Raw genomic sequence first — 24,404 nt, 5'->3', positions numbered from 1 at the left:
CCGACCGCCCCGCGCCGACCGGTAATATCCTCCCAACCTCCCGGGCGTAGCGCAGAGGCAGGCGCGCCGCGCTTACATCGCGGACCACGCCGGTTCGAATCCGGCCCCCGGGAGGCTCGGGCGTCGGGCCCGTAGCGCAGAGGCAGACGCGCCGCTTAGCTAAAGCGGAACACGCCGGTTCGAATCCGGTCGGGCCCGGCCTCGTTGACGCACCGCCACCCGGAGGACCCCCGATGAGCACGCCCGCGCCGGACGAGACGGACGAGACGGACGAGACGCTCGACCCCCACGGCCCCACCGAGGCGGAACTCGCCGCGCTCGACCGCACCATCCGGCAGCTTCGCGCCCTCCCCGCCGACCACCCGTCGCGACTGCGCGCCGAACGCGTCGCCGAGTCCTTCGTCCGCGACGGCCGCCAGCAGCGTCGCCGCGAACGCCGCACCGAGGCCGCCCTCGCCGACACCGAACTGACCGCCGCCACCGCCACCGGCGGCGCCGCCCGCCGAGAAGACGCCCCGCTGCCCACCGCCGCCGGGCACACCCCGATCGGCGAACTCGCCCGCCCACAGCGCTGCTACGTCTGCAAGCAGTTCTACCGGCAGGTCGACGGCTTCTACCACCGCCTCTGCCCCGACTGCGCCACCGACCACACCGCCCGCCGCAGGCTCAGCACCGACCTGGCCGGGCGGCGCGTCCTGCTCACCGGCGGACGTGTCAAGATCGGCTTCCAGCTGGCTCTGATGATGCTGCGCGACGGCGCCGAGCTCATCGTCACCAGCCGCTTCCCGCACGACACCCTTCGCCGCTTCCAGGCCGCGCCGGGCAGCGACCGCTGGCTGCACCGGCTCCGGATCGTCGGCATCGACCTGCGCGACCCGCGCCAGGTCCTCGGCCTGTGCGAGCAACTGCGCGCCGAGGGACGGCCGTTGGACATCCTGGTGAACAACGCCGCGCAGACTCTGCGCCGCCCGCCGGAGTCGTACGCGCTGCTCGCCGCCGGGGAGCGTGGCACGGTACCCGCGCAGGTCGGGCACGCGCCCGGATTCCGCCCGATGCCCGCCCTCGCCACCGCCTGGCCCGCCGCCGAACTGGTCTCCGAGGAAAGCGCGTTGGCGCTGCCCGGGGTCACCGCCACGGCGGTGGACGAGGCCGGGCTGCTGCCCGACACCGCCCCGCAGAACTCCTGGTCGGCGACGCTCGGCGGACTCGACCCGGCGGAGGTACTGGAGACCCAACTGGTCAACGCACTCGCCCCCGCACTGCTCTGCGACCGGCTGCTGCCGCTTCTGGAGGCATCCCCGCACCCCGCCCGCTACATCGTCAACGTGACGGCGGTGGAAGGCCGTTTCGCGGTCCGCAACAAGATGCCCGGCCACCCCCACACCAACATGGCCAAGGCCGCGCTCAACATGCTCACCCGCACCAGCGCCGCCGAACTCGCCGACCGCGGCGTCTACATGTGTGCGGTCGACACCGGCTGGATCACCGACGAGAACCCGGCGCCCAAGAAGTCCCGGCTGGCCGACCACGGCTTCCGCACCCCGCTGGACATCGTGGACGGCGCGGCCCGCGTCTACGACCCGATCGTGCGAGGCGAGGCAGGCGAGCCGTTCGTGGGCGTCTTCCTGAAGGACTATCGAGTGGCGGAGTGGTGAACGCAGCCCGTACCATCGCCGCGACGGGGCCGTAGCACAGAGGCAGGTGCGCCGGTCTCCAAAACTGGAAGACGTCGGTTCGAATCCGACCGGCCCCGTCACCTCGGGGAGGGGTCGTAGCACAGCGGCAGATGCGTCGGCTTGCCAAGCCGGAGGACGCCGGTTCGAATCCGGCCGGTCCCGCACCCGGAGGCAGCGCCCGGGCGCCCCGGCGCGATGGCCCGGCGCGAGGGCCCGGAACGACCGAGTGAGCACGGCAAGGAGCGGAAGTGGTGCAGGAGTTCGCCGGAGTCCCGTCGGTCGTGCCCCGCCCGGTCGGCGAACTCGCCCCGCTGCTGGCCTGGTTGCGCACCGGCGCCGGCACCGACCGGCGGATCGACTTCCCGGCCGGCACCGCCCTGCCGGACGGCCGACTCGACCTGTGCAAGCAGCAACTCGGCCCACACGGCGCACAGTTGGTCGCCGACGCCCTCGCCGAAGCAGCAGAAGCAGCAGAAGCAGCCGGCGCAGCCCGTACGGCCCCCGACGGCGGTGAGGCCCCCGTCCGGCACCTGCTGCTCGGCACCGACGGCCTCGGCGACGACGGCGCGGCCGCTTTCGCCGAACGCGCCGCCGAAATACCCGTCCGCACCCTCTACTTGGGCTGCAACGGCATCACCGCCGCCGGTGCCTGCCGGATCGCCGACCGGCTGCGCGCCTCCACCCAGACCGTCCGCGCGCTCTGGCTCAAGCGCAACCCGCTCGGCATCAGGGCCGGCCAGGCTGCCGCCGAACTGATCGCGGCCGTCGAGCAGTTGCGCACCCTGGACCTGGTGCAGACCGGCCTGGACGCGGCCGGCCTGACGGTCCTCGTCGATGCCCTGCTGGCCGGCGGTCGGCACTTCGAACGGCTCTACTTCAGCGGAAATCCGCTCGGCCCGGCCGGAGCCGAACCGCTGGCCCGGCTGGTCGCCGCCGGCGCCACCGACGAGCTGTACGCCTCCGCGGCCGGCCTCGGCGACGACGGCGCGCACACCCTCGCGGCCGCGCTGCGCACCGCCCCGCACGGGCGGCTGCGCCGCCTCTCGCTGGCCAGCTCAGGTCTCGGGCCGGTCGCCGCAGCCGAGTTGACGGCCGCCGCGGCCGCCGCCGGAGTGGAACTGCTCGATCTGGGCCGGGTCCCGGCCGCCCACGTGCTGGGCGCCGCCGACAACCGGATCGACCTGGCCGCCGCCGACCGGATCGGGGCCGCGCTGGCCGCCGCCCCGCACCGCCTCGACCACCTGGTGCTCACGCACACCGGCCTCCGCAGCCGCGAGGCGCACCGCCTGCTCGACCACGCCGCGGTCGCCGCGTCCCCCACCCGCTACGTGCTGGGCAAGGGCATCGCGAGCAGCATCCGCAGCCGCCTGAACACCCTCAGCGCCACCGTCCCCGCGCCCGTCCCCGCCCCGGACGTGGCGGCGGTGCACAGCGTGCACCGTACCGCCGCGCCCGGAGCGGAACAGGGCTGAGCAGGCGTCAGCGCGCGGACATCCGCAGCGCGCCGTCCATCCGGATCGTCTCGCCGTTGAGGTAGTCGTGGTCGGCGACCATGGCCACCAGGCGGGCGTACTCCTCGGGGTGGGCGAGGCGCTGCGGGAAGGTGACGGTGGCGGCCAGGCCGGACCGGATCTCGTCGGAGAAGCCCGCCATCATCGGGGTGTCGACGATGCCGGGCGCGATGGTGACGACGCGGATGCCGAACTGGGCGAGGTCGCGGGCGGCGGTGATGGTCATCCCGGCGACGCCGGCCTTGGACGCGGCGTACGCGATCTGGCCGACCTGGCCCTCGAACGCCGCGATGGACGCGGTGTTGACGACCAGGCCGCGCTGGCCGGTCTCGTCCGGCTCCTGGCCGGACATCGCCTCGGCGGCGAGCCGCATCACGTTGAAGGTGCCGATCAGGTTGACGTTCAGCACGGTGCGGAACAGGTCCAGGTCGTGCGGGCCGCGGCGGCCGACGATCCGGGCGGACGGGGCGATGCCCGCGCAGTTGACGGCCAGGCGCAGCGAGTGGCCGTCGAAGGCGATCCGGGCCAGCGCGTCGCGGACGGGCTGTTCCTCGGTGACGTCCGCGCCGAGCAGGGTCACGCCCTCGGGCTGGGCGGGGGCGGACTCGACGGCCTTGGGCAGGTCCAGGCCGTAGACGTGGGCGCCGAGGCCAGCCAGGTGGGCGGCGGTGGCCGCGCCGAGGCCGGAGGCGGCACCCGTGACCAGGGCGGCGGTACCGGTGAGCTGCATGCTGGAAAGCCTTTCCGAACGGATGGTGACGAACCGACTGGGGGAGTGGGTCAGCGAGCGAACTGGCGGCTGATCACCAGGCGCTGGATCTGGTTGGTGCCCTCGAAGATCTGCATGATCTTCGCCTCGCGCATGTACCGCTCGACCGGGAAGTCCCGGGTGTAGCCGTAGCCGCCGAGCACCTGCACCGCGTCGGTGGTCACCTTCATCGCGGCGTCGGTGGCGATCAGCTTGGCCACGCTGGCCTGGCGGCTGAACGGGCGGCCGAGGTCGCGGCGGCGGGCCGCGTCCAGGTAGGTGGCGCGGGCGGAGTCCACGGCGGCGGCCATGTCGGCGAGCAGGAAGCCCAGGCCCTGGTGGTCGACGATCTTGCGGCCGAAGGTGGTGCGCTCGTTGGCGTACGCGACGGCGGTGTCCAGCGCGGCCTGGGCGAGGCCGGTGGCGCAGGCGGCGATGCCGAGGCGGCCCGAGTCGAGGGCGGAGAACGCGATGGACAGGCCCTGCCCCTCGGCGCCGATCAGGCGCTCCGGCCCGAGCAGCGCACCGTCCCAGTAGGCGGCCGTGGTCGGCACGCCGTTGAGGCCCATCTTCTCCTCCGGCGGGCCGAAGGTCAGGCCCTCGGCCTCGCCGGGCGCCAGGAAGCAGGAGATGCCGTGCGCGCCGGGCGCGGTGCGGGCGAACAGGGCGTAGAAGTCGGCCTTGCCGCCGTGGGTGATCCACGCCTTGGTGCCGGTGATCCGGTACCCGTCCTCGACGGGTTCCGCCTTGCAGGTCAGCGCGGCCGCGTCGGAGCCCGCCTGCGGCTCGGACAGGCTGTAGCCGCCGATCAGTTCACCGGCGAGCATCCGGGGCAGCCACTGCTCCTTCTGCTCCGGCGTGCCGAACGCGTTCAGCGGGTGGCAGGCCAGGGTGTGCACGCTGGTGGCGACCGCGACGGCCGCCCAGCGCGACGCCAGCTCCTCCAACACCTGGAGGTACACCTCGTAGGGCTGCCCGCCGCCGCCGAACTCCTCCGAGTACGGCAGACCGAGCAGGCCGGCCTGGCCGAGCAGCGCGAACAGGCCCTCCGGGTACAGCTCCTGCTTCTCGTGGGACTCGACCTTCGGGGCGAGTTCCTTGTCGGCGAGATCGCGGGTCAGTGCGATCAGGTCGGCGGCTTCCTCGGTGGGAAGCAGGCGGTCCACGGCCATGTTCCGGCTCCAAGCGGTACGCAAAGCGGTACGTCAGTACCGGTGAGGGTAGCGCAGCAGAGCCCGCAACGGGGGACCCGGGAACGGTGAACAGGGAAAAGTCCGAGAAGGGACGGGGAAAACGTGGGCACGGGGGGCGCGGGGCCGGGCCCGGGTGCGCGCGGCGGCCGGATCTGCGGCGGCGGAGAGGCCGACTGTCATACTGGCCGGGTGATCGACAGCGCCGCCGCACCTCAGACCAGTGGACGGGGCGCCGCACGCCGCAGCGCCCTCTTCGAGGAACTCGTCGCACTCTTCGTCGCCGAGGGCTTCGCCCAGTTCACGCTGGACGACCTCGCCGCCCGGCTGCACTGCTCCAAGCGCACCCTGTACGGGCTGGCCGGCTCCAAGGAACAACTGGTCCGGGCGGCCGTCGTGCACTTCTTCCGGAGCGCCACCGCCCGGGTGGAGGCCGCACTGGCCGCCGAGACCGACCCGGCCGCCCGGCTGGCCGCCTACCTGCGTGCCGTCTCCGCCGAACTCGCCCCCGGCTCGGCCCGGTTCTTCGACGACCTGGCAGCCTTCGAACCCGCCGCCGAGGTCTACGGCCGCAACACCCGCGCCGCCGCCCGGCAGATCCAGCGGCTGATCGACGACGGCGTCGCGGAAGGCGCCTTCCGCGAGACCCATGTGGCGTTCGCGGCGGACGTCATCAGCTCGGTGATGGTCCGCATCCAGCGGCGCCAGGTCGCCGAGGCCACCGGCCTCGCCGACGCCGAGGCGTACGGGCACCTGGCCGAGCTGCTGCTGCACGGCCTGCTGCGCTGAGAGTCCTCCCGCTCAACTCCCGCGCGGCCTGCTGCGCTGAGAGTCCTCCCGCTCAACTCCCGCGCGGTGGCTCCGCGGCGGACTCGACCGGCCCGGAATCGCAGACCGGGCACCGCCCGCCCTCCCGCACCTTGCCGCACTCCTCGCAGACCAGATTCAGCCAGCAGGCGGGCTCGCCGCCCTCGCTCTCGACGCGCTCCACGGGGTCCATGACCTCCAGTGTGCCGCCGACGTCCGGCAGGTGGGAGAACGAGGTTCGCGGGCGGCCGCGAAACTCCGTGCACGGCAAGAGCGTTGGCCTCTATCTTGGGCGGATGATCGACAAGGAACTCGCTGTTCCACCTCCTACCGTCTTCATGCCCCGGCGCGGCAGGGTCTGGCGTCAGCCGGCCACCGCTGCGGCCGTCTTCGTAGTGGCCGCGCTGGTCGTCGCGGCGCAGCTGACCCCGATCCTGGTACTCCTGGGGGCGATCGCCCTTCCGGTATCCGGGCTGCTCGTGGTGATCGGCCTGAACACCCTGATCCGACGGACGCCCCAACTGCTCATGGACGCCGAGGGGTTGACGGTCCCACAGCTGGGACGGATCCACTGGGACGAGATCGCGGGAGTCCGCCCCTCGACGGCAGGCACCCACGAGGTGATCCTGCTGACCGGCCACCCCGGCGCACCCTTCCCGCCCCGCCCCCCGATGCTCGGACGCCTGGCCGTCCGCACCAACCGCCGGACGGGCACGCGCGAGGCCATCTTCACCGTTGCCGCGCTGCCGATGGACGCGAAGGCGCTCATCGCGGACATGCGCCGGTGCCACCGCGGCCTGACGGTCCTGCCGTCCGAGGACTGACGGCGCCGCCGTCGCGGTGGGCGAGCAGGCGGGCGGTCAGGCAGGGGAGCTGCGGGGATTGCCAAGATTTGGGGACGGAAGCCCTCGTGGCCCGGGAGCCCGATCGCTAGCTTGTACGCGTGATCGACAAGGAACCCGCTGTTCCACCCCCCCACCGTCCACCTCCCCCGGCGAGGGAGGCTCGGGCGTCAACTGGTGCTTTTCGCCGCCATCTTCGTGGTGGCCGCACTGGTGGTCGTCGCCGCGCGGCCGTATCCGGTCCTGGTGATGCTGGGGGTGATCACCCTTCTGCTCTCCGGGCTGCTCGTGGTGGTCGGGCTGAACGCGATGATCCGGCGGACGCCGCTACTGGTGCTGGACGCCGACGGGTTGGAGCCCCCGCAGCTGGGACGGATCCACTGGGACGAGATCGCGGCGGTGCGGGCCGCGATGCTCGGCAGGAACGAGGTGATCCTGCTGATCGGCCACCCCGGCGCACCCTTCCCGCCCCGCCCCTCGATGCTCGGACGCCTGGGCCTCCGCACCAACCGCTGGATGGGCCTGCGCGTGACCTTCTTCGTGGTCACCTCCCTGCCGATGAACGCGAAGGCGCTCATCGAGGACATGCGCCGGTACCACCCCGGCCTGACGGTCCTGCCGTCCGAGGACTGACGGCGCCGCCGTCGCGGTGGGCGAGCAGGCGGGCGGTCAGGCAGGGGAGCTGCGGGGATTGCCAAGATTTGGGGACGGAAGCCCTCGTGGCCCGAGGGCCCGATCGCTAGCTTGTGCGCATGATCAACGACGTACCGGCGGTCCTGCCACCCACCGTCCACCGTCTCCCGCCCGCCAGGCGCACCCTGGTCCTGTGTGCGCTGTTCGTCGCGGCGGGCCTGGTGCTTGTGGTGTCGGGCGAGTCGGTGACGGCCGGTGTGGTCAGCATTCTGTTCTTCGGGCTCGGCGGCGCGGCGATGCTGGCGGTACGGATCCAGTGGGGCCCGGAACTGGTGCTGGACGCCGACGGGTTGGAGGGCCGCCAGCTGGGCCGGATCCACTGGGCGGAGATCCGGACGGCGCGGTGCAGGGTCGCAGGCAACAAGTGGATGGTCGAACTCACTGGCCACCCCGGTGCGCTCTTCCCGCCCCGGCCGTCGAAGTTCGGCGCCTGGGTGACCCGCGCCAACCGCAAGGCGGAGTTCGGCACGGTCCAGATCCACCAGGACGTCCTGCCCGTCAACGTGGCAGAGGTCCTCGGCCAAATGCTCTTGTACCACCCGGACTTGACGGCCCTGCCGCTCGCGGAGAGGACGATCGAGACCGCTCTGCGCACCCGCGTCGCCAAACCTCGAAACCGCCCCGAGAAGGACCGGCCCGAACCCATGCCGCCCACCCCGCCGCCCCCGGCCGAACCTGCGGAACCGGCCGAACCGGCCGACGTCGACCGCCTGGTCGCGGCCTTCCCGCCCCAACTGGCCGACGACGTCCGCGCGGCGCTGGTCGTCCTGCCGCCCGCCGGGCACCTGACGTCCCACGGGTTCACCGTCCAGGTCTCCGGCCGACCGGTGGCCATCCCCGTCCGGATCTACCACGACGAGCCGTCCGCCGAGGCGGTGAACGCGCTGACCCCGCGGCAGCGGCAACTCCTGCACTGCCTCTACACCCGGCACCACGACGGCCGGATCCGCCAGCGCCACCTGGAACGGATCGTCGGCTCGACCGACCCGTGGGTCGCCCCGTTCGTCCTCCAACTGGCCGGCGAATACGTGCTGGTGATCCTGCGCCTGATCCACGACCACCTCACCGAACTCGCCGCGCCCGGCACCGAGGGCCGCCGCGTCTACGGGCGGTTCGTCGCCGACAACCCGGCGTACTTCGCGCTCACCGGGCAGCGCGTACTGAGCTACTGGAACGCCTACCACCGCGACGCGTACCCGGACTTCCGGACCTACCCGGGCAGCGCCCTCCTCGACCTGCTCCGCGCCGCCGCCGACGACGCCGCCGACGACGACGAGCCGCCACGAGTGAACCGGGTGCACCAATGAGGCGCCGGGAAACCACCGTTACCGAATCTTGATCTTGATGGCGCGACGGACGGCCCGGATGCGGCGTGTATTCAGCACGTCGACGAACACCTTTCCATCCGGGGGACCACATGACCGAGGGACTCGGCTTCGACGAGTTCGCGGCCAGTCGGGCACGCCGCCTGTTCCATCTCGCGTACCTGATGTGCGGGGACTGGCACCAGGCACAGGATCTCGTGCAGACCGCACTGTCCAAGATGTACCCGGTCTGGGGGCGGCTGCGGCGCGCCGACGGGGACGCCGGAGTCGACGCCTACGCGCGGAAGGTGCTGCTGCGCTGCTACCTGTCGCACCGCCGGCTGCGCCGCTCCACCGAACTCGCCGTCGCGGAGTTCCCCGAGGAGCCGGTGGTCGGCGCCCGGGAGGGCAGTTCGGCCGCCCTGCGGATCACCCTGGTGGCCGCGCTGCGCCAACTGCCGCCCAGAAACCGGGCCGCAGTGGTCCTCCGCTACCTGGAGGACTACAGCCTGGAGGAGACGGCGGAGGCGATGGGCATCACCGTCAGCGCCGTGAAGAGCCTCAACTCCCGTTCGATGACCCGCCTGCGCGCGATTCTCGGCCCGGACCGCGCCCTGCTGCTCCAGGACTGACCCGGGGCCGACGCCCCACCCCTCGGCCTCAGCACCCCCGGCCACTTCTGTGACATACACCTGCCAGACCGGAAGGCATCGGACATTGGACCTGGACCTGGAGCTCTCCCGGATGATGGAGACGAGCGTCAAGGAACTGAGCGTCCCGGTTGCCGTGATCGTCGCCGAGAGCAACCGCCGGGGCCGCCGGCGCAGACTGGCCCGGCGGCTGCGGGTGGCGGGCGCCGCGCTCACCGTCGCCGCGCTGGCCGCGGTCGGCGCGAACGTCGGACTGTCCACCGTGGCCTCGAACCTGCCCGCCCACAGCACCGGCCCGGCCGGCGTGGGCATGCCCTCGCCCACCACCTCGCCGAGCCCGTCCGACGGCGCCGCGGCGAGTTCCGGGACCGAGTCCGGGACCGAGTCCGGGACCGAGTCGGGTCCGATGCTGGAGATGCCCCCGGCGTCCACGCTCGGCCGGCCGCCGAGCAGCGGCACCTCGGCCCCCAAGAGTCTGCAGACGTTCACGCCCGAGGCGGTGTTCGAGGCGCTCGGCGCCATGCTTCCCACGGACTACCGGTTCCTCAAGGACGCCGTCGTCCACCCCGGCCCGCTTCCCAGCGGCACCGCCGGGGTGGTGATGAAGTTCGTCGACGGCACCGGCCGACCCGCCACCCTGGAAATGACGATGCGCCAGTCGCGGCTGGTCTTCCCGAAGAACGGGCACGCGCCCACCGACCCCGGCGACCTGCCGTTCCAGTGCGCGGAGAGCGTCCTGGGCAACGGAGCCCGCACCGTCATGGGCTGCGAGTACGGCTTCCTGCCCGACGGCACCTGGGAGATGGTGGAGAGCAACGACGCGGTGGCGCCGACCCTGTACAGCTACCGGGTCCGGCTGTGGCGGATCGACGGCACCGTGCTCGAGTTCACCGAATACAGCGGGACCCGCGACTTCACCGGCGACGGGGAGACCTTCGCCCGTGGCGACCAGCCGATGAACGCCCGCACCACGCCGCCGATCCCGATGCCCATCTGGCGCGGCGTCGCCGAGAGCCAGGACTGGCGCTGGTTCACCCTCCCCAAGGACTGACACCCCGCCCGGTTGCGGCGTCTCCCGGTCAGGGCCCGTGCCACCGCGTAGGGTTGGCGCGTGACCGAACAGACGCGCAACGTGGTGGGCGACCACGCCCGGGTGGACACCGTGGTGCAGGCGCAGCACGTCAGCACGGTGAACATCCACCAGGCGGCCGCCGTCGTCCACGCCCCGGCCTTCGAACTGCCGCCGGAGCGCGCCCACTTCGTCGACCGCACCGAGGAACAGGCCCGCATCGCCGAGCTCCCCGAGCCGGACGGCGCCAACCAGGGCACCCCGCAGGTGGTGACGATCAGCGGCCTGGGCGGCATCGGCAAGACCGCCCTGTGCCTGCGCGTCGGCCACCGCCTCGCCGAGCGCCACCCGGACGGCGCGCACTACGTCGACCTGGACGAGTACCGCCGCGACGGCGCGGTCGACCTGGCCGCCGTCCTCGCCGACCTGCTCTCCGGCCTCGGCGTCGAACGGGCCTGGCTGGCAACGGACTTCCGCTCGCTGGCCCGCCAGTACTGGGCCCGCACCCGCGGCGGCCGCCGACTCCTGGTGATCGACAACGCCCGCACCGGCGCCGAGGTCCAGCCGCTGCTGCCCGCCTCCGCCGCCAGCCTGGTACTGGTCACCAGCCACGGCCCGCTGTACGACCTCGGCGACACCGCCCCGCTGGAGCTCGCCCTCGCGCCGCTCTCCACCGACCACACCGCCGAACTGCTGCGCCTGCTGTTCGGCGACAAGCGCTGGGCCGCCGCCGACCCCGCCACCGTGCACACCCTGGCCACCGCCTGCGCCGGACTCCCCAAGGCCGCCGAGGTGGCCGGCGAACTCGCCCGCCGCGTCCCGCACCGCACCCTCGCCGCGCTCGCCGAACGCCTCACCGCCGAACTCCACCAGCAGGGAAGCAGGCCCGTGGAAGCCGTCTGGGACGCCGCCTACGCCGAACTCGGCGACGACGCCGCCCAGTTGTACCGCACCCTGGCCGAGTGCCCCGGCCCGTTCGCCACCGAGTACACCGCCGCCGCGCTGCTCGGCCAGGGCCTGGCGGCCACCGAGGACGCCCTCGCCGAACTCGTCGCCGCCGGACTGCTCGACTACCGGGCCGGCGGCTACCGCCGACACGCCCTGGTCCGCGGCCACGCCGACCGCCGGGCCCGGCAGGCCGACCCGGACGGCACCGAACGGGCCGACGCCCGCCGCCGCGTCCTGCACTGGCTGCGCCGCCAGAGCGCCCGCGCCGACCTGGTGATGGCCGGCGCCCGCCTCACCGTCGAAGCGGAGGTGCCGCCGCTGCCGGGCGTCCCCGACGCCGACCTCGGCACCGTCAAGTCCCAGGCGCTGCACTGGATGGAGGCCAACCGGCAGGCCCTGTACGGCGCCGTCGCGCTCGCCCACGACAGCGGCCGCGACCAGGACGCCGTGGCACTCGCCGAATCGCTGTGGACGCACTTCCTCGACCACCCCCGGCACGCCGACGCCATCGAGGCCTTTGCCGCGGCCGTGGCCGCCGCCGACCGCGCCGACCGGCTGCCCGCCCGGATCCGCACCCGCTGCCTGCTCGCCCGGCCGCTGTGGGAGACCGCCCGCTTCGAGGAGGCCGCCACCGCCGTCGACCGGGCCCGCGCCCTCGCCGACCTGCTCGGCGACGCCTCCGCCGACCGCCGACTCGCCGCCTCCGCCATCGACTTCCACGGCCAACTCGCCCTCGCCGAAGGCCAATGGGCCACCGAACACCGCGACGCCGACACCGCCCGCGCGCACTTCGCCACCGCCCGCGCCGACTTCGACGCGGCCCGCGCGATCCACCAGGAGATCGGCAACGCGTACGGCGCCGCGCTGCAGACCTACCAGTGCGCCAAGGCCGCTGCCGCCGCCGACCAGCCGGACGCCGCCGACCTGTTCGCCCGGGCGTACCAGGCGTTCACCGGCATGCCGGGCCGTCAACGCATCTCCGCCCGCGCCCGCTTCGGCCTCGGTCTGGCCCTGCTGCGGGCGGGCCAATTCCTGGACGCAGAGCCCCACTTGACCGCCGCACTCGCCGACGCCGAAGCCCGCCGCTCCACCTTCGACGAGGCCCGCATCCGCACCGACCTCGCCACCCTCGCCGAGCGCACCGGCCACCCCCAGGACGCCGCCCGCCATCGCGCCAGGGCCGCCGAACTGCGCGCCGAGCACGGCGGTGTACCGGACGGCGGTGTACCGGACGGCGAGTAGGCCGCGGACCGGACCGCGATCAATCTGCGGGTTCTGCCCCCGCAGCGGGTCCCGGTCCGGTGGGCCGTTCTGCGTGCCGTGAGTTCAACTGCCGGATGCAGAAGGGGAGTTCGCCGAGCCATTGCTTGACATGCGCACGGTGTGCTGTCCGGGCCTCGGACTGTCCGATCGGCGACAGCCGAAGGCCCTCCCGGGCCGCTGTCGGATGGGCGAAGCCATTGATCGCCGCCAGGGAGACCGACCGGGCGGCGAACCCGAGCGAGTGCCAACCGCGGGGCGCTGCGGCCTCGGCCGGGGCTGATCCGGCGGCCGTGGTCGCCCGCGGCCACCCGGCCGTACTCCTGCCGGCCCGTCGCTGATTCCCATCAGCACCGGCTGTCGGCCGAACTCTTGGCGTCGGCACCCGGACGCGATCGCTGTTCCTGCGGGACAGCCGTCTGCCGGCCCGCACCGGGCCGAACCCGGACGCCCGGGACGCCGCTCCACCGTCCGAACCGCCACGAGGCACTCCACGTGCCCTCACGGTGCGATGCCGGCTGCCCCTGCTGGGCAGCCGCCCCGCCCCGCCTCCGTGCCGCCCCGCGACGCCACCGCTCGAGCGGATGCCCCGCGACGCCACCGCTCGAACGGATGCCCCGAAGTGCGGGCACCGCCATGCCTTCTTACGTTTTGTCAAGGAGTCCCCATGTCTAGCCCTACCCTTCGTGTGGCCGCCGCGTTCGCTGCCGCGTCCGCCCTGCCCATGGTCCTGAGCCCCGGCGCCCAGAGCGCCTCCGTGAGCCCGCTGCCCGCCAAAGGCCAGACCGTCACCAGCTCGCCAACGCCCGGTATCGCCTCGAAGGGATACGGAACCGCGTTCACCCCGACCGTCAAGAACCCCGCGACGGCCACCCAGGCCGAACTCGCCGCAGCCGGCGTCGCGAAACCCCAGGGCCTCTCCGCCGGAGCTGCCGCTTCCGGGGTCAATGGCGCGATCACCCGCGACGAGGTCATCGCCCGCGCCCAGTCCTGGGTCGACCAGGGCGTCCCGTACAGCCAGACCAGCTACTGGACAGACTCCAACGGCACCTACCGCCAGGACTGTTCCGGATTCATCTCGATGGCCTGGCACCTCTCGACGGCCGGCACCAACTACGGCGACACGACCTGGACGCTGCCCAACTACGCTACGCAGCTCGGAAGTTACGACGACCTGAAGCCCGGCGACATGCTGGACAACATCGACACCCACGTCGTGCTCTTCAAGGAATGGGCCGACTCGGGCCACACCGTCGCCACCGTGATGGAGGAAGCCCACAGCGGCACCAACGCGCGCATCTCCACCCGGACCCGCAGCGATCTCACCTCGGGCAACTTCAGGCCCTACCGCTACGACAACATCGTGGACAGCGCCCCGGCCCCCACGTCCCTGTCGCACTCCTCCTCGACGGTGGTGGACCAGAACGGCACGGTGCGGGTCTACCGTCGCGGGGCGGACAGCCACATCTACGAGAACCACCTGGACAAGGGCGGCCCGTGGTCGGGCTGGTGGGACATGGGCGGCAACGTGGCCGGTCAGCCGGCCGCGACGGTGGCCAAGGACGGGACGATCATCGTTGTCGGCGTGGGTGCCGACCATGTCCTCTACGAGGCCGACCTGCGTCCGTTCCAGGGCTGGAACAAGTGGATGAACCTCGGTGGCAGCAACCTGGACAACAACCCTGCCGCGGTCACCGACAACAACGGCACCGTCCGGGTGTACGCGCACGGCACCAACGGCCACCTGTACGAGAAGACCGTCGTCCCGGGTGAGCCGTGGTCGGTGACGTGGGACATGGGCGGCGACAACTACCTGACCGGCTCTCCCTCCGCCACTGTCGCGGCGGACAACACCGTCATCGTGGTCGCCGTCGGCGCCGACCACAGGCTCCACGAGAACGACCTCCGCCCGAACCAGAAGTGGAACGTCGGCATGGACCTCGGCGGCAGCAACCTTGACCACAACCCCGCCGCGATCACCGACAACAACGGCACCGTCCGGATCTACGCGCACGGCACCAACGGCCACCTGTACGAGAAGACCGTCGTCCCGGGTGAGCCGTGGTCGGTGACGTGGGACATGGGTGGTAACTACAACCTGGTCGGCTCGCCCTCCGTCGCCATCGGCCAGGACAACACCGTCATCGTGGTCGCCCACGGTGCCGACCGGAAGCTCTACGAGAACGACCTCCGTCCGAACCAGCCCTGGAACATCGGCATGGACCTCGGCGGCGAAATCCTCGCCGGTTCGCCCTCCACGGTCACCGACACCGACGGCACGGTCCGGGTCTACTCCGGCGCCACCAACGGCAACGTCTTCGAGAAGTCCGTCGTCCCCGGCCAGCCCTGGTCCGTGATGTGGAGCCTGGGCGGCAGCTTCCCCGCCTGATCGCCGGTCACAGCTCCGCTTCGAGCTCCTCCGCGCGGGCCGGGCGGACGGTGAGGCGGGCGGTGAACGGGCCCAGCACGCAGTCGAGTTCGAAAGGGCCGTCGGCTGTCGGGTGGGCGCCGAGCCAGGCGTGGACGGCGGAGACGGCGGCGGTCGGGTCGATGCGGTGGATGCGCCCACCGGACCGGCCCGGGGCGAGCTGCACGGTGAACGGGCCGCGGTGGCGGTGCCGCAGCACGAAACGGTCGGCGGACAGGACGGCCGCGGCGGTCAGGCAGGCGGGGAGTTCGGCGAGCACGTGGGCGGTCCAGCCGGCCACCGTCCAGCGGCCGGAGCCCGGGCGCCGCCACAGCACGGCGGCGCTGCGCACCTGGGCCAGCGCGGCCACCGGGTGCTCGGCGGACAGGTGGTGGATCGGCAGCTCGGTCGCGGCCGGGAAGCGCTCCACCCGCACCCGCTGCCCGTCCACCTCGGCGCGCACCGCGAGCGCCGGCGCGGCCGACCGCGGCACCGACGGCAGGGGCAACGGCTGGGCCAGCACCGGCTGCCGCGGGGGTGTCAGGTCGAGCAGCCGGTACAGCTCGGTGCGCAGCAGGCCCAGCGCCTGCCCGGGCCGGTCGAACGCGTCGGCGGCCGGGCCGGGGGGAGCGGTGGCCGGGGTGAGGTCGCGGACGGTGTCCAGCCCGGTGAAGCGTGGTGCGGCGGCCAGCAGCCGGGCCATCGGGGTACCGGCGATCAACTCCCGGCCGCCGTCGTAGGCGTTCAGCACCGGACGGCCGAGCGCGGCGGCGTACAGCGCGGTGGAGCCGTGGTCGGTGATCACCGCGTCTGCGGCGACCAGGACCGCCGCCCAGTCCTGGTGCGGGGACGGCAGCAGCAGACCGGCCCGCAGCTCGGGACGGAACTGCTCGGCGAGATCGAGCCGACTGCGCTCGCCGACCTCGTTGGGGTGCACCAGCAGCGCGACCCGGTACCGGTCCACCGGCAGGCCGAGCACCAACTCGCCTGGTAGGTCCGGGCGTTGGACCAGAAGACTCTCCGGCCCCCAGGTGGAGAGCACCGCCAGCAAGGTCCGGTCGCCGAGGTCGAGCGCGGCCCGGTACGCCTCGCGGCGGGGGTCGGACTCCAGCATCCGGTCCAGCGTCGGATCGCCGACGACGACCGCGCGGGTGGCCGCCGGCGGGCAGAACTCGGCCAGCCGGGACAGCTGTTCGGCATGACCGAGTCCGTGCAGATCGGCCCACGGCGCGCCGTCGGAGAGCAGGAACGCCGGGTCGAGGCCGGACGGCAGCTCGGGCGAACCCTCCTCGCGCAGCGCCTTGTTGAAGCCCGCGCCGTGCGGCAGCAGCGCCCGGGCCCGAGCGGACAGGCTGGCCAGCGCGCCCTTCGGGCTGGTGGTCAGGACCAGGTCGAACGGCCGGGCGGTGGCCTGCTCGAAGTCGATCACCCGGGCGCCGGAACGGTCCAGCGCTGCCAGCGCCTCCAGGTCGAACCGGGAACCCGGCACCAGCGTGAACCAGCGGGAGATCCGCCCGTCGCCCTCGAACACCGGCAGTACGTCCAGCAGTCGGTGCAGTGCCACCGCCGAGCGGAACGCCAGCAGCACGGAGCGCCGCTGGTCCCCGCCGGTGTCACGCATGGGCCGATGGTATCCGTGCGCCCGCCGGGACGCCCTCCGGGACACGGCCGCTGATGGCCGGTCGGGCAGCGCGAGGCCCGGCCTGATCCGCCGTCGGAAAGGCTCGGGCCGGGACAAGGAAACGCCTGCCGCCGGTGCCCGATTGACGAGACATCGGGTACCGGCGGCGGGTGTTGTGAATGGTCAGACCGTGTTGGCGACCTGCAGGGCGGCCTCCACGCCGGAGGCGATCGCGCCGGCGATCCACGCGTGGTAGCGCGGCTGGCAGTGGTCGCCGGCGAAGAACAGCTTCCCTTCGACGGGCGTCGCCACGTGCGGGCCGAGGCTGAGCAGCTGCCCGGGCGTCTCGATGACGGCCTCGCCCAGCGCCCAGCGGTTGCGCAGCCAGGACTGCGAGACGTGCCGGTCGGTGACGTAGCGCCGGATCCGCTCGCCGTACAGGCCGGTCAGGTGCTCCAGCGCCTCGGTGTGCCGGTCGGCGGGGGTGAGGGCGTCGAAGCGCAGCGCGTCCTCCGCCCAGTTGTAGGCGGCCAGCACGACACCGCCGGGCGCGCCGCCGTCGCTGGGGTGGGAGGGGAAGTAGATGAACCGGCTGGCTTCGTCGGAGATGCAGCCGCCGCCGACCGCGGCCACCGCCGCGCCGTGCGGGGCGGGCTTGTAGTCGTTGCCGAGCTTGCTCTTCCAGGTGTTCTCGTCCCACTCCCACCAGCGCTCGGTGAACTCCAGCAGCACCTTGTGCGCGGTGTCGTGCTTGAGTTCGTTGATCGCGCGGCGCTTGCCGTAGGGGAGCAGCGGCTCGAAGTCGACGTGCCGCAGCGCCGCGAACGGCACCGCCAGCACCACCATGTCCGCCCGGTAGTCGGTGGACTTGCCGCCGATCGCGCCGTCGCAGGCCTCGTCCTCCGGGCCGCTCTCGGGCTCGGCCGTCACCGTCACGCCGTGCTCGTCGGTGCGGACCCGGGTGGCCACCTGGCCGCGCGCGATCGTCAGGCCCTTGGAGAGCGCCTCGGTGAGGGCGTCGGTGCCCGCGTTGAACTCGAAGTAGGTGACGGACGGGTTGATGTCGCCCGCGTCGAACACGGAGTGCAGGAAGCCGTAGGACAGCCGGCTGGTCAGGTTCTCCAGCGTGCCGACCGCCTGGATCTGGGCGTCGCCCCAGCCCTCGCCCTCCTGCAGGTAGCGCAGCAGCGAGTAGCCGTCCATGTCGTACAGCAGCTCGGCCATGCCGGTGACGCGCTCGGCGATCGGCTTGTCCGTCCAGGTGCCGTCCTTGTTCTTGTCCATGGTGTAGCCGCGGGCGGTGTCGAGCGCCTTGTCGAAGGCGTTCGAGGTGGTCTGGTTGCTGTCCCAGCCGAAGCTCTTGTTGATCGGCGCCGGGTCCTGCGCGTACTGCTGCTTGGTGACGGTCTGCCCGTTGACGTGCAGGAAGCGGTTGCCGAGACCCTTCGGCGCGACGTACGCGGGCGCTTCGCCGCTGGCGAACTCCTCGCCCGTCCACGACTTGTAGACCACCTTGGCGTCGTGCGAGACCTGGTCCGGCACCGGCGGGAGGTCCACCAGGTCGAACGGGCGGCGCGGCACCTTCAGGTGGTCGGCCAGCGCGAGGGTGAGCACGTGGCTGGACGGGATGCGCATCGCGCCGGCCTCCGCGTGCAGCCGGGAGTCCTGCCACACCTCGCCGCGGAAGGTCTTCACCCGGCCGCCCACCCGGCTGCGGTTCGCCTCCAGCACCCGCACCTTGTGGCCCGCCGCCTGCAACAGCCGGGCGCACACCATGCCGGCCACGCCCGCGCCGACCACCAGGACGTCGCGCGTCTCGGTCTTCTTCACGCGCTGACGGCCGGTCAGCAGCTTCAGGTACTCGAGCGTCAGGTCATTGTGGTCGGCGTCGGTCAGCAGGATCCGGCGCGCCATGACGAGCGCCGCCGCCTTCCGCGCCGGGTCGGACGGAGCCGCGTCCGCCGCACGAGAGGTGTCGGCCCCGGGGCCGGCCAGGGCGGCGGCCGTCACCGCGCCGCCGGAGGCAAAGAGGAGTCCGCGTCGAGAGATCATCGGCCCAGCGTGGCAGCGCGCCGCGCCCCGGAACGCGCGCTCCGCCCATCGAGTCCCTTTCACCACTCGCACAGGGGGCGCTCGTCGCACCCGCCCAGCGCGCCCCTCCCGACATGTGCGCCGGGCGCTCGTTCAGCACACCCAGTCGGCGGGGTACGCCTCCCGGAACGCCGTCAACTCCTCGGCGGTGCGCGCGTGGACGTGCAGCCAGCACAGGTCCTCGCCGCCGTCGTGCCGCATCAGCAGGCCCGGGGCGGCGTACCAGCGCAGGAACGCCCATGCGGCGTGCTGGTCGGGCAGGCCGCCGCGGAGGGCGAGCGCGGCGTCGGGGGAATCCTGGGCGTCGGGGCGAGTGTGCACGGCCGGGGACGGTAGCAGTGCGGTCGGACGCGGTCTGCCGGGAGGGGCGGCCGATATGGTATTCCACAGAACCATGGAGAATCGAGGAACGTCCGTGACCAGTACCACCGCGCCGCCACCCGCCGAACTCGCCGCCGACCCCGCCGTTCAGCGGCACATCCTGCGGGTCCTGGTCACCTCCCAGATCCTCAGCGGAGCCGGACTGGCCGCCGGCATCACCGTCGGGGCGCTGCTCGCCCAGGACATGCTCGGCAGCACCGGGCTGGCCGGGCTGCCCAGCGCGCTGTTCACCGCCGGGAGCGCGCTCGCCGCGATCGTGGTCAGCCGAATATCCGCCGCCCGCGGCCGACGTCCCGGACTCGCCCTCGGGTACGCCACCGGCGCCGTCGGCAGCGTCGGCGTGATCGCCGCCGCCGCGCTCCACAGCCCCGTCCTGCTGTTCCTCGCGCTGTTCGTCTACGGCGCCGGAACCGCCACCAACCTCCAGGCCCGGTACGCCGGAGCCGACCTCGCCGCACCCGGGCACCGGGCCCGGGCGATCTCCACCGTGCTGGTCGCCACCACCCTCGGCGGTGTCCTCGGCCCCAACCTGGCCGACCCCACCGGCGCCCTCGCCGAGGCCCTGCACCTGCCCCGCCTCGCCGGACCGTTCCTGCTGGGCGGCGTCGCCTACGCCGCCGCCGCGATCGTCCTCGCCACCCGGCTGCGCCCCGACCCGCTGCTGCTCGCCCGCGCCGCCGCCGCGGCCGCCCCGACCACCGAGGCCGACACCTCCGCCGCCACCGACGCCACGTCAACCGCCCGCGTTCGCAACCGCGTCCTGCTCGGAGCGCAGGTCATGGTGGTCACCCAGCTCGTCATGGTCGGCGTGATGACCATGACGCCCGTCCACATGCACGACGCCGGACAGAGCACCGCCGCCGCCGGATTCGTCATCTCCCTGCACGTCGCCGCGATGTACCTGCCCTCCCCGCTCACCGGACGGCTCGTCGACCGGTACGGCCCGCTCGCCATCGGCGCCGCCGCCGGACTCACCCTGCTCGCGGCCGGCACGCTTGCCGCCGTCGCCCCCGCGGACTCCGCCCCACTGCTCGCCCTCGCGCTCGTTCTGCTCGGCCTCGGCTGGAACTTCGGCCTGGTCTCCGGCACCGCGATCCTCACCGACGCCGTCCCGCTCGCCACCCGCGCCAAGACCCAGGGCAGCATCGACGTCGCCATCGCCATCTCCGGCGCCACCGGCGGCCTCGCCTCCGGCACCGTCGTCGACCTGGCCGGCTACCCCGTCCTCGCCTTCGGCGGCGGCCTGCTCGCCCTGCTGATCCTCCCCGCCCTCGCCACCGCCGCCACCCGGGCCAAGCGATGACCGACCACCAGACGCCCCAACTCACCGTCGACGGACGCGGATTGCTCTGCGTCACCCTGCTGCTGCGCCTGCGCGCCGCCATCACCGACGCCCCCGCCGGCACCATCGTCCACGTCCACGCCACCGACCCCGCCGCCCCCCTCGACCTCCCCGCCTGGTGCCACCTCACCGGCCACCACTACCTCGGCCCCATCTCCGCCGAGACCTACGCCCTCCGCCTGACCGCCACCCCCACCCCCACCCGCCCCGACGCCCCATGGCACCGCCCGGCGGACTGACGCCCCTCCGGGCGGACGCCGGGTGGTCCCGCCGCTGCCGAGCCCTGCGCGCCGCGCCCGGCCGCGGACCCGTCCCTCACCCGCGCCGGACGCCCCATGGCACCGCCCGGCGGACTGACGCCCCTCCGGGCGGACGCCGGGTGGTCCCGCCGCTGCCGAGCCCTGCGCGCCGCGCCCGACCCGCGCCGACGCCCCGTGGCGCCCCCGGCGGATTGATGCCTTTGGGGTGGAGCGCCTCGCGGTCGTGTTGCTGCCGGGTTCGTTTGTGCTGCGCCTGGTGGACTGCCGCCACTCCACGCGGAGCGCCCTGCGGTCGCGTCGCTGCCGAGCCGTTCGCGTTGCGCCCGGCAGCCGATCCGCCCCCCGACCCGTGCCGCGTGGACTGACGTCACTCCACGCGGAGCGCCCTGCGGTCGCGTCGCTGCCGAGCCGTTCGCGCTGCGCCCGGCAGCCGATCCGCCCCCCGACCCGTGCCGACGCCCCGTGGCACCGCCCGGCGGACGTACACCCCTCCGGGCGGGCGCAGGGCAGGGCGCCTCGCGTGACCTCCCCGCCCGTCACGGCTACTTCGTTCCCGTCGCCGTCGAGGCGTTCGCGCCTGCCCATCGACCCGCCCCCACCCGCCCCGACGCCCGCCCCGACCCGCCCCGACGCCCGCGCCGACGCCCGGCGGACCCGGTCCCGTCGCCGTCGAGGCCTTCGCGCTGCGCCGGCCGCCGGTCCGACCCTCACCCGCCCGACGCGTCGTGGCTGCCCGGCGAACTGACCCCCTCGGGGGCGTGACCTCCCCACCGGTCGCCCCCGTCCCGCCGCCGCCGAAACCCGCGCGTCAGATCATCGACCCGCCCCGACGCCCTGCGGGCCGACAGCTCCCAGGCCTCCCGGCCGGAGGGCGGACTGAGCACCTCGGATGGGGATATAGGCTGGTCGGGCAGCGGTTCGCCCCCGTCCGAGCCAGGGCTGGAGCGTCGCAAGAGGGAACCTGGTGCGAGTCCAGGACTGCCTCGCAGCGGTGAGCGGGAACGACCGCCGTCACATGCACTGGGCCCGACCGGTCCGGGAAGCGACGGCCAGTAGACAGGCCCTCCTGGGGAGATGCCCGCGAGTCCGAAGACCTGCCGCCGCCCGCGGTGCCCACCGGCGCCGCGGATCGTCCAGCCGTGACTCGCGAAGGAGAGTTGACGTGGCAGATCAGACCGTCGCACCTGTGGTGTCCGCCGCAAAGCCCGCAAAGCCCGCACAGGCGTCCGAGGTGACGCTCGCGCACATCATGAGTGAGCACGACACCAACCTCTACGGCACCATCCACGGCGGCGTGGTGATGAAGCTCATCGACGACGCCGCCGGCGCGGCCGCCGCCCGGCACGCCGAAGGCCCGGCGGTCACCGCCGCCGTGGACAGCATGACGTTCCTGGCCCCGGTCCGGGCCGGCGACCTGCTCACCGCGCACGCCGAGCTGGAGCGGGCGGGGCGTACCTCGATGACCGTCCATGTCACCGTCACGGCCGAGCGCTGGAACGCCACGGGGCCGGTCACCCGGGTCGCCACCGGCCGGCTCACGTTCGTCGCCATCGACGCCGACAGCCACCCGCGTCCCGTCCCGGCCCTGCTGGAACCCGCGGCTGCCTGACGCGGCGCCACCGTCCGTGAGCCCGGAATGCCGTCCCACCTGGCGTTCCGGGCTCATGGCTGTCGTCGCCGCAAGGTGATCACCCTCACGTAGGGACAAACCGCACCATTGCGGACGGCGTGTGATCGACATGTTCCGTTCAAGCTCCGATTACCCCACCATGGCAGCGTGTGCCCGCCTACGCGCGTAGCGCACCGCACCACACCCCATGGTTCCTGTGGTCCTAGGAGATTGACAGATGATCAGAACGTGGAAGGCCGCCCGCCCGCTGGCCCTCGCCGCCGCCGCACTGGTGGTCGCCGCCGGCGCGAGCGCCGTCCCGCAGCACGCCACCGCGGCCACCCCCAAGAACGCCGCCGCGGCCGCCACCGGCACCCCGAAGCGGGTGCTGTTCGACAACACCAAGGCGGAGACCGCGGGCAACGCGGACTGGATCATCTCCACCAGCCAGCCCGACCCGCTGGCGCAGAACGCCAACCCGACCAGCGAGACCAGCTGGACCGGCGCCATCTCGGCCTGGGGCGTGGCGCTGCAGAAGACCGGCAACTACAGCCTGAAGACGCTGCCCGCCGGCAACACCATCACCTACGGCACCGGCGGCGCGCTCGACCTCGCCAACTTCGACGAGTTCGTGATCCCCGAGCCCAACATCCGCCTCAGCGCGGCCGAGAAGACCGCCGTGATGACGTTCGTGCAGAACGGCGGCGGCCTGTTCCTGATCTCGGACCACACCCAGAGCGACCGCAACAACGACGGCTGGGACTCCCCGGCCATCATCAACGACCTGCTGACCAGCAACGGCGTCAACAACAACGACCCGTTCGGCTTCTCCGTCGACCTGCTGAACATCACCACCGACAACCCGCGGGCGATCTCCTCCGCCACCGACCCGGTGATCAACGGGCCGTTCGGGACCGTCACCGGCTCGATCATCCGCAACGGCACCACCTTCACCCTGAAGCCCGCCGACAACCCGAACGTCAAGGGCCTGGTCTACCGCACCGGTTACAGCGGCAACACCGGTGCGGCGTTCGTCACTTCGACGTTCGGCAAGGGCCGGGTGGCGATCTGGGGCGACTCCTCGCCGATCGACGACGGCACCGGCCAGCCCGGCAACACCCTCTACAACGGGTGGAACGACCCGGCCGGCACCGACGCCGCGCTCGCCCTCAACGCCACCGACTGGCTCGCCCAGGGCGGCGGCTCCGGCGGCAACACCGGCTCGGTCTCGCTGACCAACCCGGGCGCCCGCACCGCCACCGTCGGCACCGCGACCAGCCTCCAGCTGTCCGCCACCGACACCGCCGGCGGCACCCTGTCCTACGCGGCCACCGGCCTGCCCGCCGGACTGACCGTCAACCCGGCCACCGGCCTGATCAGCGGCACGCCCACCACCGCCGGCACCAGCACGGTGACCGCCACCGCCACCGACTCCACCGGGCCGTCCGCCACCGCCACCTTCACCTGGACGGTCGCCGCGAGCGGCGGCACCACCTGCACCCCCGCCCAGCTGATCACCAACCCGGGCTTCGAGACCGGCAGCACCTCCGGCTGGACCGAGACCAACAGCGGCGGCGCCAGCACCATCAACAGCAGCACCAGCGAGCCCGCCCACTCCGGCACCTACGACGTCTGGCTGGACGGCTACGGCGCCGCCAACACCGACACCCTCGCCCAGACCGTCACCCTGCCGACCGGCTGCGCCAACTACAACCTCAGCTTCTGGCTGCACATCGACACCGCGTCGTCCCCGACCACCGTCTTCGACACCCTCACCGTCGCGGCCAACGGCACCACCCTGGCCACCTACTCCAACGTCAACGCTGCCGCCGGCTACCAGCAGCGCACCTTCAACCTCGCCGCCTACGCCGGCCAGAGCGTCACGCTGAAGTTCACCGGCGCCGAGGACTACACCAAGCAGACCTCGTTCGTCCTCGACGACATCACGCTGAACGTCTCCTGACGCACCGTCAGCGCCCTCATCGCCCCGGGCCG

20 protein-coding genes, 4 tRNA genes and 1 riboswitch are annotated in these 24,404 nt (G+C 73.1%); of the genes, 18 read left to right on the top strand and 6 right to left on the bottom strand.

What is annotated here, in order from left to right; genetic code table 11:
- Window positions 1-39 precede the first annotated feature (39 nt).
- The 6 genes from ACGFWJ_RS01475 (at window position 40) to ACGFWJ_RS01450 (ending at window position 3,148) form a co-directional block, all read left to right on the top strand.
- Window positions 40-113, top strand: a tRNA-Val gene (locus tag ACGFWJ_RS01475).
- Window positions 114-125: 12 nt separating this feature from the next.
- Window positions 126-198 (top strand) — tRNA-Ser (locus ACGFWJ_RS01470).
- 35 nt (window positions 199-233) lie between these two features.
- On the top strand, window positions 234-1,655 hold the full coding sequence (locus ACGFWJ_RS01465; RefSeq protein WP_392944083.1) for an SDR family NAD(P)-dependent oxidoreductase: 1,422 nt from the start codon (window positions 234-236) through the stop codon (window positions 1,653-1,655).
- Window positions 1,656-1,680: 25 nt separating this feature from the next.
- A tRNA-Trp gene (locus ACGFWJ_RS01460) sits at window positions 1,681-1,753 on the top strand.
- A gap of 12 nt (window positions 1,754-1,765) precedes the next feature.
- Window positions 1,766-1,838 (top strand) — tRNA-Gly (locus ACGFWJ_RS01455).
- Between the two features lie 86 nt (window positions 1,839-1,924).
- Window positions 1,925-3,148: a ribonuclease inhibitor gene (locus tag ACGFWJ_RS01450; RefSeq protein WP_392944081.1), complete on the top strand. Its 1,224-nt coding sequence runs from the start codon at window positions 1,925-1,927 to the stop codon at window positions 3,146-3,148.
- Window positions 3,149-3,155: 7 nt separating this feature from the next.
- On the opposite strand, the gene ACGFWJ_RS01445 is transcribed toward ACGFWJ_RS01450, so the two are convergent.
- The gene (locus ACGFWJ_RS01445; protein ID WP_387634126.1) at window positions 3,156-3,917 is read right to left on the bottom strand and encodes an SDR family NAD(P)-dependent oxidoreductase; all 762 of its coding nucleotides are present in this window, start codon (window positions 3,915-3,917) and stop codon (window positions 3,156-3,158) included.
- Between the two features lie 50 nt (window positions 3,918-3,967).
- Window positions 3,968-5,107: an acyl-CoA dehydrogenase family protein gene (locus ACGFWJ_RS01440; RefSeq protein WP_387634124.1), complete on the bottom strand. Its 1,140-nt coding sequence runs from the start codon at window positions 5,105-5,107 to the stop codon at window positions 3,968-3,970.
- 210 nt (window positions 5,108-5,317) lie between these two features.
- Between ACGFWJ_RS01440 and ACGFWJ_RS01435 the strand changes: the two genes are divergently transcribed.
- Window positions 5,318-5,914 (top strand): TetR/AcrR family transcriptional regulator, encoded by a 597-nt coding sequence (locus tag ACGFWJ_RS01435; RefSeq protein WP_387634122.1) that lies wholly within the window; start codon window positions 5,318-5,320, stop codon window positions 5,912-5,914.
- 52 nt (window positions 5,915-5,966) lie between these two features.
- Here ACGFWJ_RS01435 and ACGFWJ_RS01430 read toward each other — a convergent pair whose 3' ends face one another.
- Window positions 5,967-6,125 carry a hypothetical protein gene (locus tag ACGFWJ_RS01430; RefSeq protein WP_392944078.1) on the bottom strand — a complete coding sequence of 53 codons (159 nt, stop codon included), beginning with the start codon at window positions 6,123-6,125 and terminating at the stop codon, window positions 5,967-5,969.
- A 103-nt stretch (window positions 6,126-6,228) separates the two neighbouring features.
- Between ACGFWJ_RS01430 and ACGFWJ_RS01425 the strand changes: the two genes are divergently transcribed.
- From ACGFWJ_RS01425 to ACGFWJ_RS01395, 7 genes are all read left to right on the top strand, one after another.
- Window positions 6,229-6,756, top strand: a complete 528-nt coding sequence (locus ACGFWJ_RS01425; RefSeq protein ID WP_392944076.1) for a hypothetical protein — start codon at window positions 6,229-6,231, stop codon at window positions 6,754-6,756.
- A gap of 195 nt (window positions 6,757-6,951) precedes the next feature.
- Entirely contained in the window at window positions 6,952-7,407 is a 456-nt protein-coding gene (locus ACGFWJ_RS01420) for an STM3941 family protein (protein ID WP_392944074.1), read from the top strand.
- A gap of 119 nt (window positions 7,408-7,526) precedes the next feature.
- Window positions 7,527-8,774: an STM3941 family protein gene (locus tag ACGFWJ_RS01415; protein WP_392944072.1), complete on the top strand. Its 1,248-nt coding sequence runs from the start codon at window positions 7,527-7,529 to the stop codon at window positions 8,772-8,774.
- 110 nt (window positions 8,775-8,884) lie between these two features.
- Window positions 8,885-9,403 (top strand): SigE family RNA polymerase sigma factor, encoded by a 519-nt coding sequence (locus tag ACGFWJ_RS01410; RefSeq protein ID WP_387634113.1) that lies wholly within the window; start codon window positions 8,885-8,887, stop codon window positions 9,401-9,403.
- A gap of 85 nt (window positions 9,404-9,488) precedes the next feature.
- A complete protein-coding gene (locus ACGFWJ_RS01405; protein WP_392944070.1) occupies window positions 9,489-10,472 on the top strand; it encodes a hypothetical protein in 984 nt (327 codons plus the stop codon).
- Between the two features lie 60 nt (window positions 10,473-10,532).
- Window positions 10,533-12,680 (top strand): hypothetical protein, encoded by a 2,148-nt coding sequence (locus ACGFWJ_RS01400; RefSeq protein ID WP_392944068.1) that lies wholly within the window; start codon window positions 10,533-10,535, stop codon window positions 12,678-12,680.
- A gap of 685 nt (window positions 12,681-13,365) precedes the next feature.
- Window positions 13,366-15,087 (top strand): hypothetical protein, encoded by a 1,722-nt coding sequence (locus ACGFWJ_RS01395; RefSeq protein WP_392944066.1) that lies wholly within the window; start codon window positions 13,366-13,368, stop codon window positions 15,085-15,087.
- Window positions 15,088-15,094: 7 nt separating this feature from the next.
- On the opposite strand, the gene ACGFWJ_RS01390 is transcribed toward ACGFWJ_RS01395, so the two are convergent.
- From ACGFWJ_RS01390 to ACGFWJ_RS01380, 3 genes are all read right to left on the bottom strand, one after another.
- Window positions 15,095-16,726 (bottom strand): translation initiation factor 2, encoded by a 1,632-nt coding sequence (locus ACGFWJ_RS01390; protein ID WP_392944064.1) that lies wholly within the window; start codon window positions 16,724-16,726, stop codon window positions 15,095-15,097.
- Window positions 16,727-16,909: 183 nt separating this feature from the next.
- A complete protein-coding gene (locus ACGFWJ_RS01385) occupies window positions 16,910-18,778 on the bottom strand; it encodes a flavin monoamine oxidase family protein (protein ID WP_392944062.1) in 1,869 nt (622 codons plus the stop codon).
- A gap of 132 nt (window positions 18,779-18,910) precedes the next feature.
- The gene (locus ACGFWJ_RS01380) at window positions 18,911-19,138 is read right to left on the bottom strand and encodes a hypothetical protein (RefSeq protein WP_392944060.1); all 228 of its coding nucleotides are present in this window, start codon (window positions 19,136-19,138) and stop codon (window positions 18,911-18,913) included.
- 94 nt (window positions 19,139-19,232) lie between these two features.
- On the opposite strand from ACGFWJ_RS01380, the gene ACGFWJ_RS01375 reads away from it, so the two are divergent.
- The 4 genes from ACGFWJ_RS01375 to ACGFWJ_RS01360 all read left to right on the top strand — a co-directional run bounded on the left by ACGFWJ_RS01375 (window position 19,233) and on the right by ACGFWJ_RS01360 (window position 24,372).
- On the top strand, window positions 19,233-20,501 hold the full coding sequence (locus tag ACGFWJ_RS01375; RefSeq protein WP_392944058.1) for an MFS transporter: 1,269 nt from the start codon (window positions 19,233-19,235) through the stop codon (window positions 20,499-20,501).
- Complete coding sequence (locus ACGFWJ_RS01370; RefSeq protein WP_392944056.1) at window positions 20,498-20,779, top strand: sulfurtransferase TusA family protein; 282 nt, start codon at window positions 20,498-20,500, stop codon at window positions 20,777-20,779. The genes ACGFWJ_RS01375 and ACGFWJ_RS01370 overlap by 4 nt, the downstream gene beginning before the upstream one ends.
- Before the next feature lie 972 nt (window positions 20,780-21,751).
- Window positions 21,752-21,896, top strand: a riboswitch (cobalamin riboswitch).
- Window positions 21,897-21,962: 66 nt separating this feature from the next.
- Complete coding sequence (locus ACGFWJ_RS01365; protein ID WP_392944054.1) at window positions 21,963-22,409, top strand: acyl-CoA thioesterase; 447 nt, start codon at window positions 21,963-21,965, stop codon at window positions 22,407-22,409.
- 238 nt (window positions 22,410-22,647) lie between these two features.
- Window positions 22,648-24,372, top strand: coding sequence for a putative Ig domain-containing protein (locus tag ACGFWJ_RS01360; RefSeq protein ID WP_392944052.1), 1,725 nt, complete (start codon window positions 22,648-22,650; stop codon window positions 24,370-24,372).
- Window positions 24,373-24,404 lie beyond the last annotated feature (32 nt).

Origin of the sequence: Kitasatospora sp. NPDC048407, from assembly GCF_043200475.1 — a bacterium.
GTDB lineage: Bacteria > Actinomycetota > Actinomycetes > Streptomycetales > Streptomycetaceae > Kitasatospora.
This window is presented reverse-complemented; position numbering and strand designations above follow the sequence as displayed.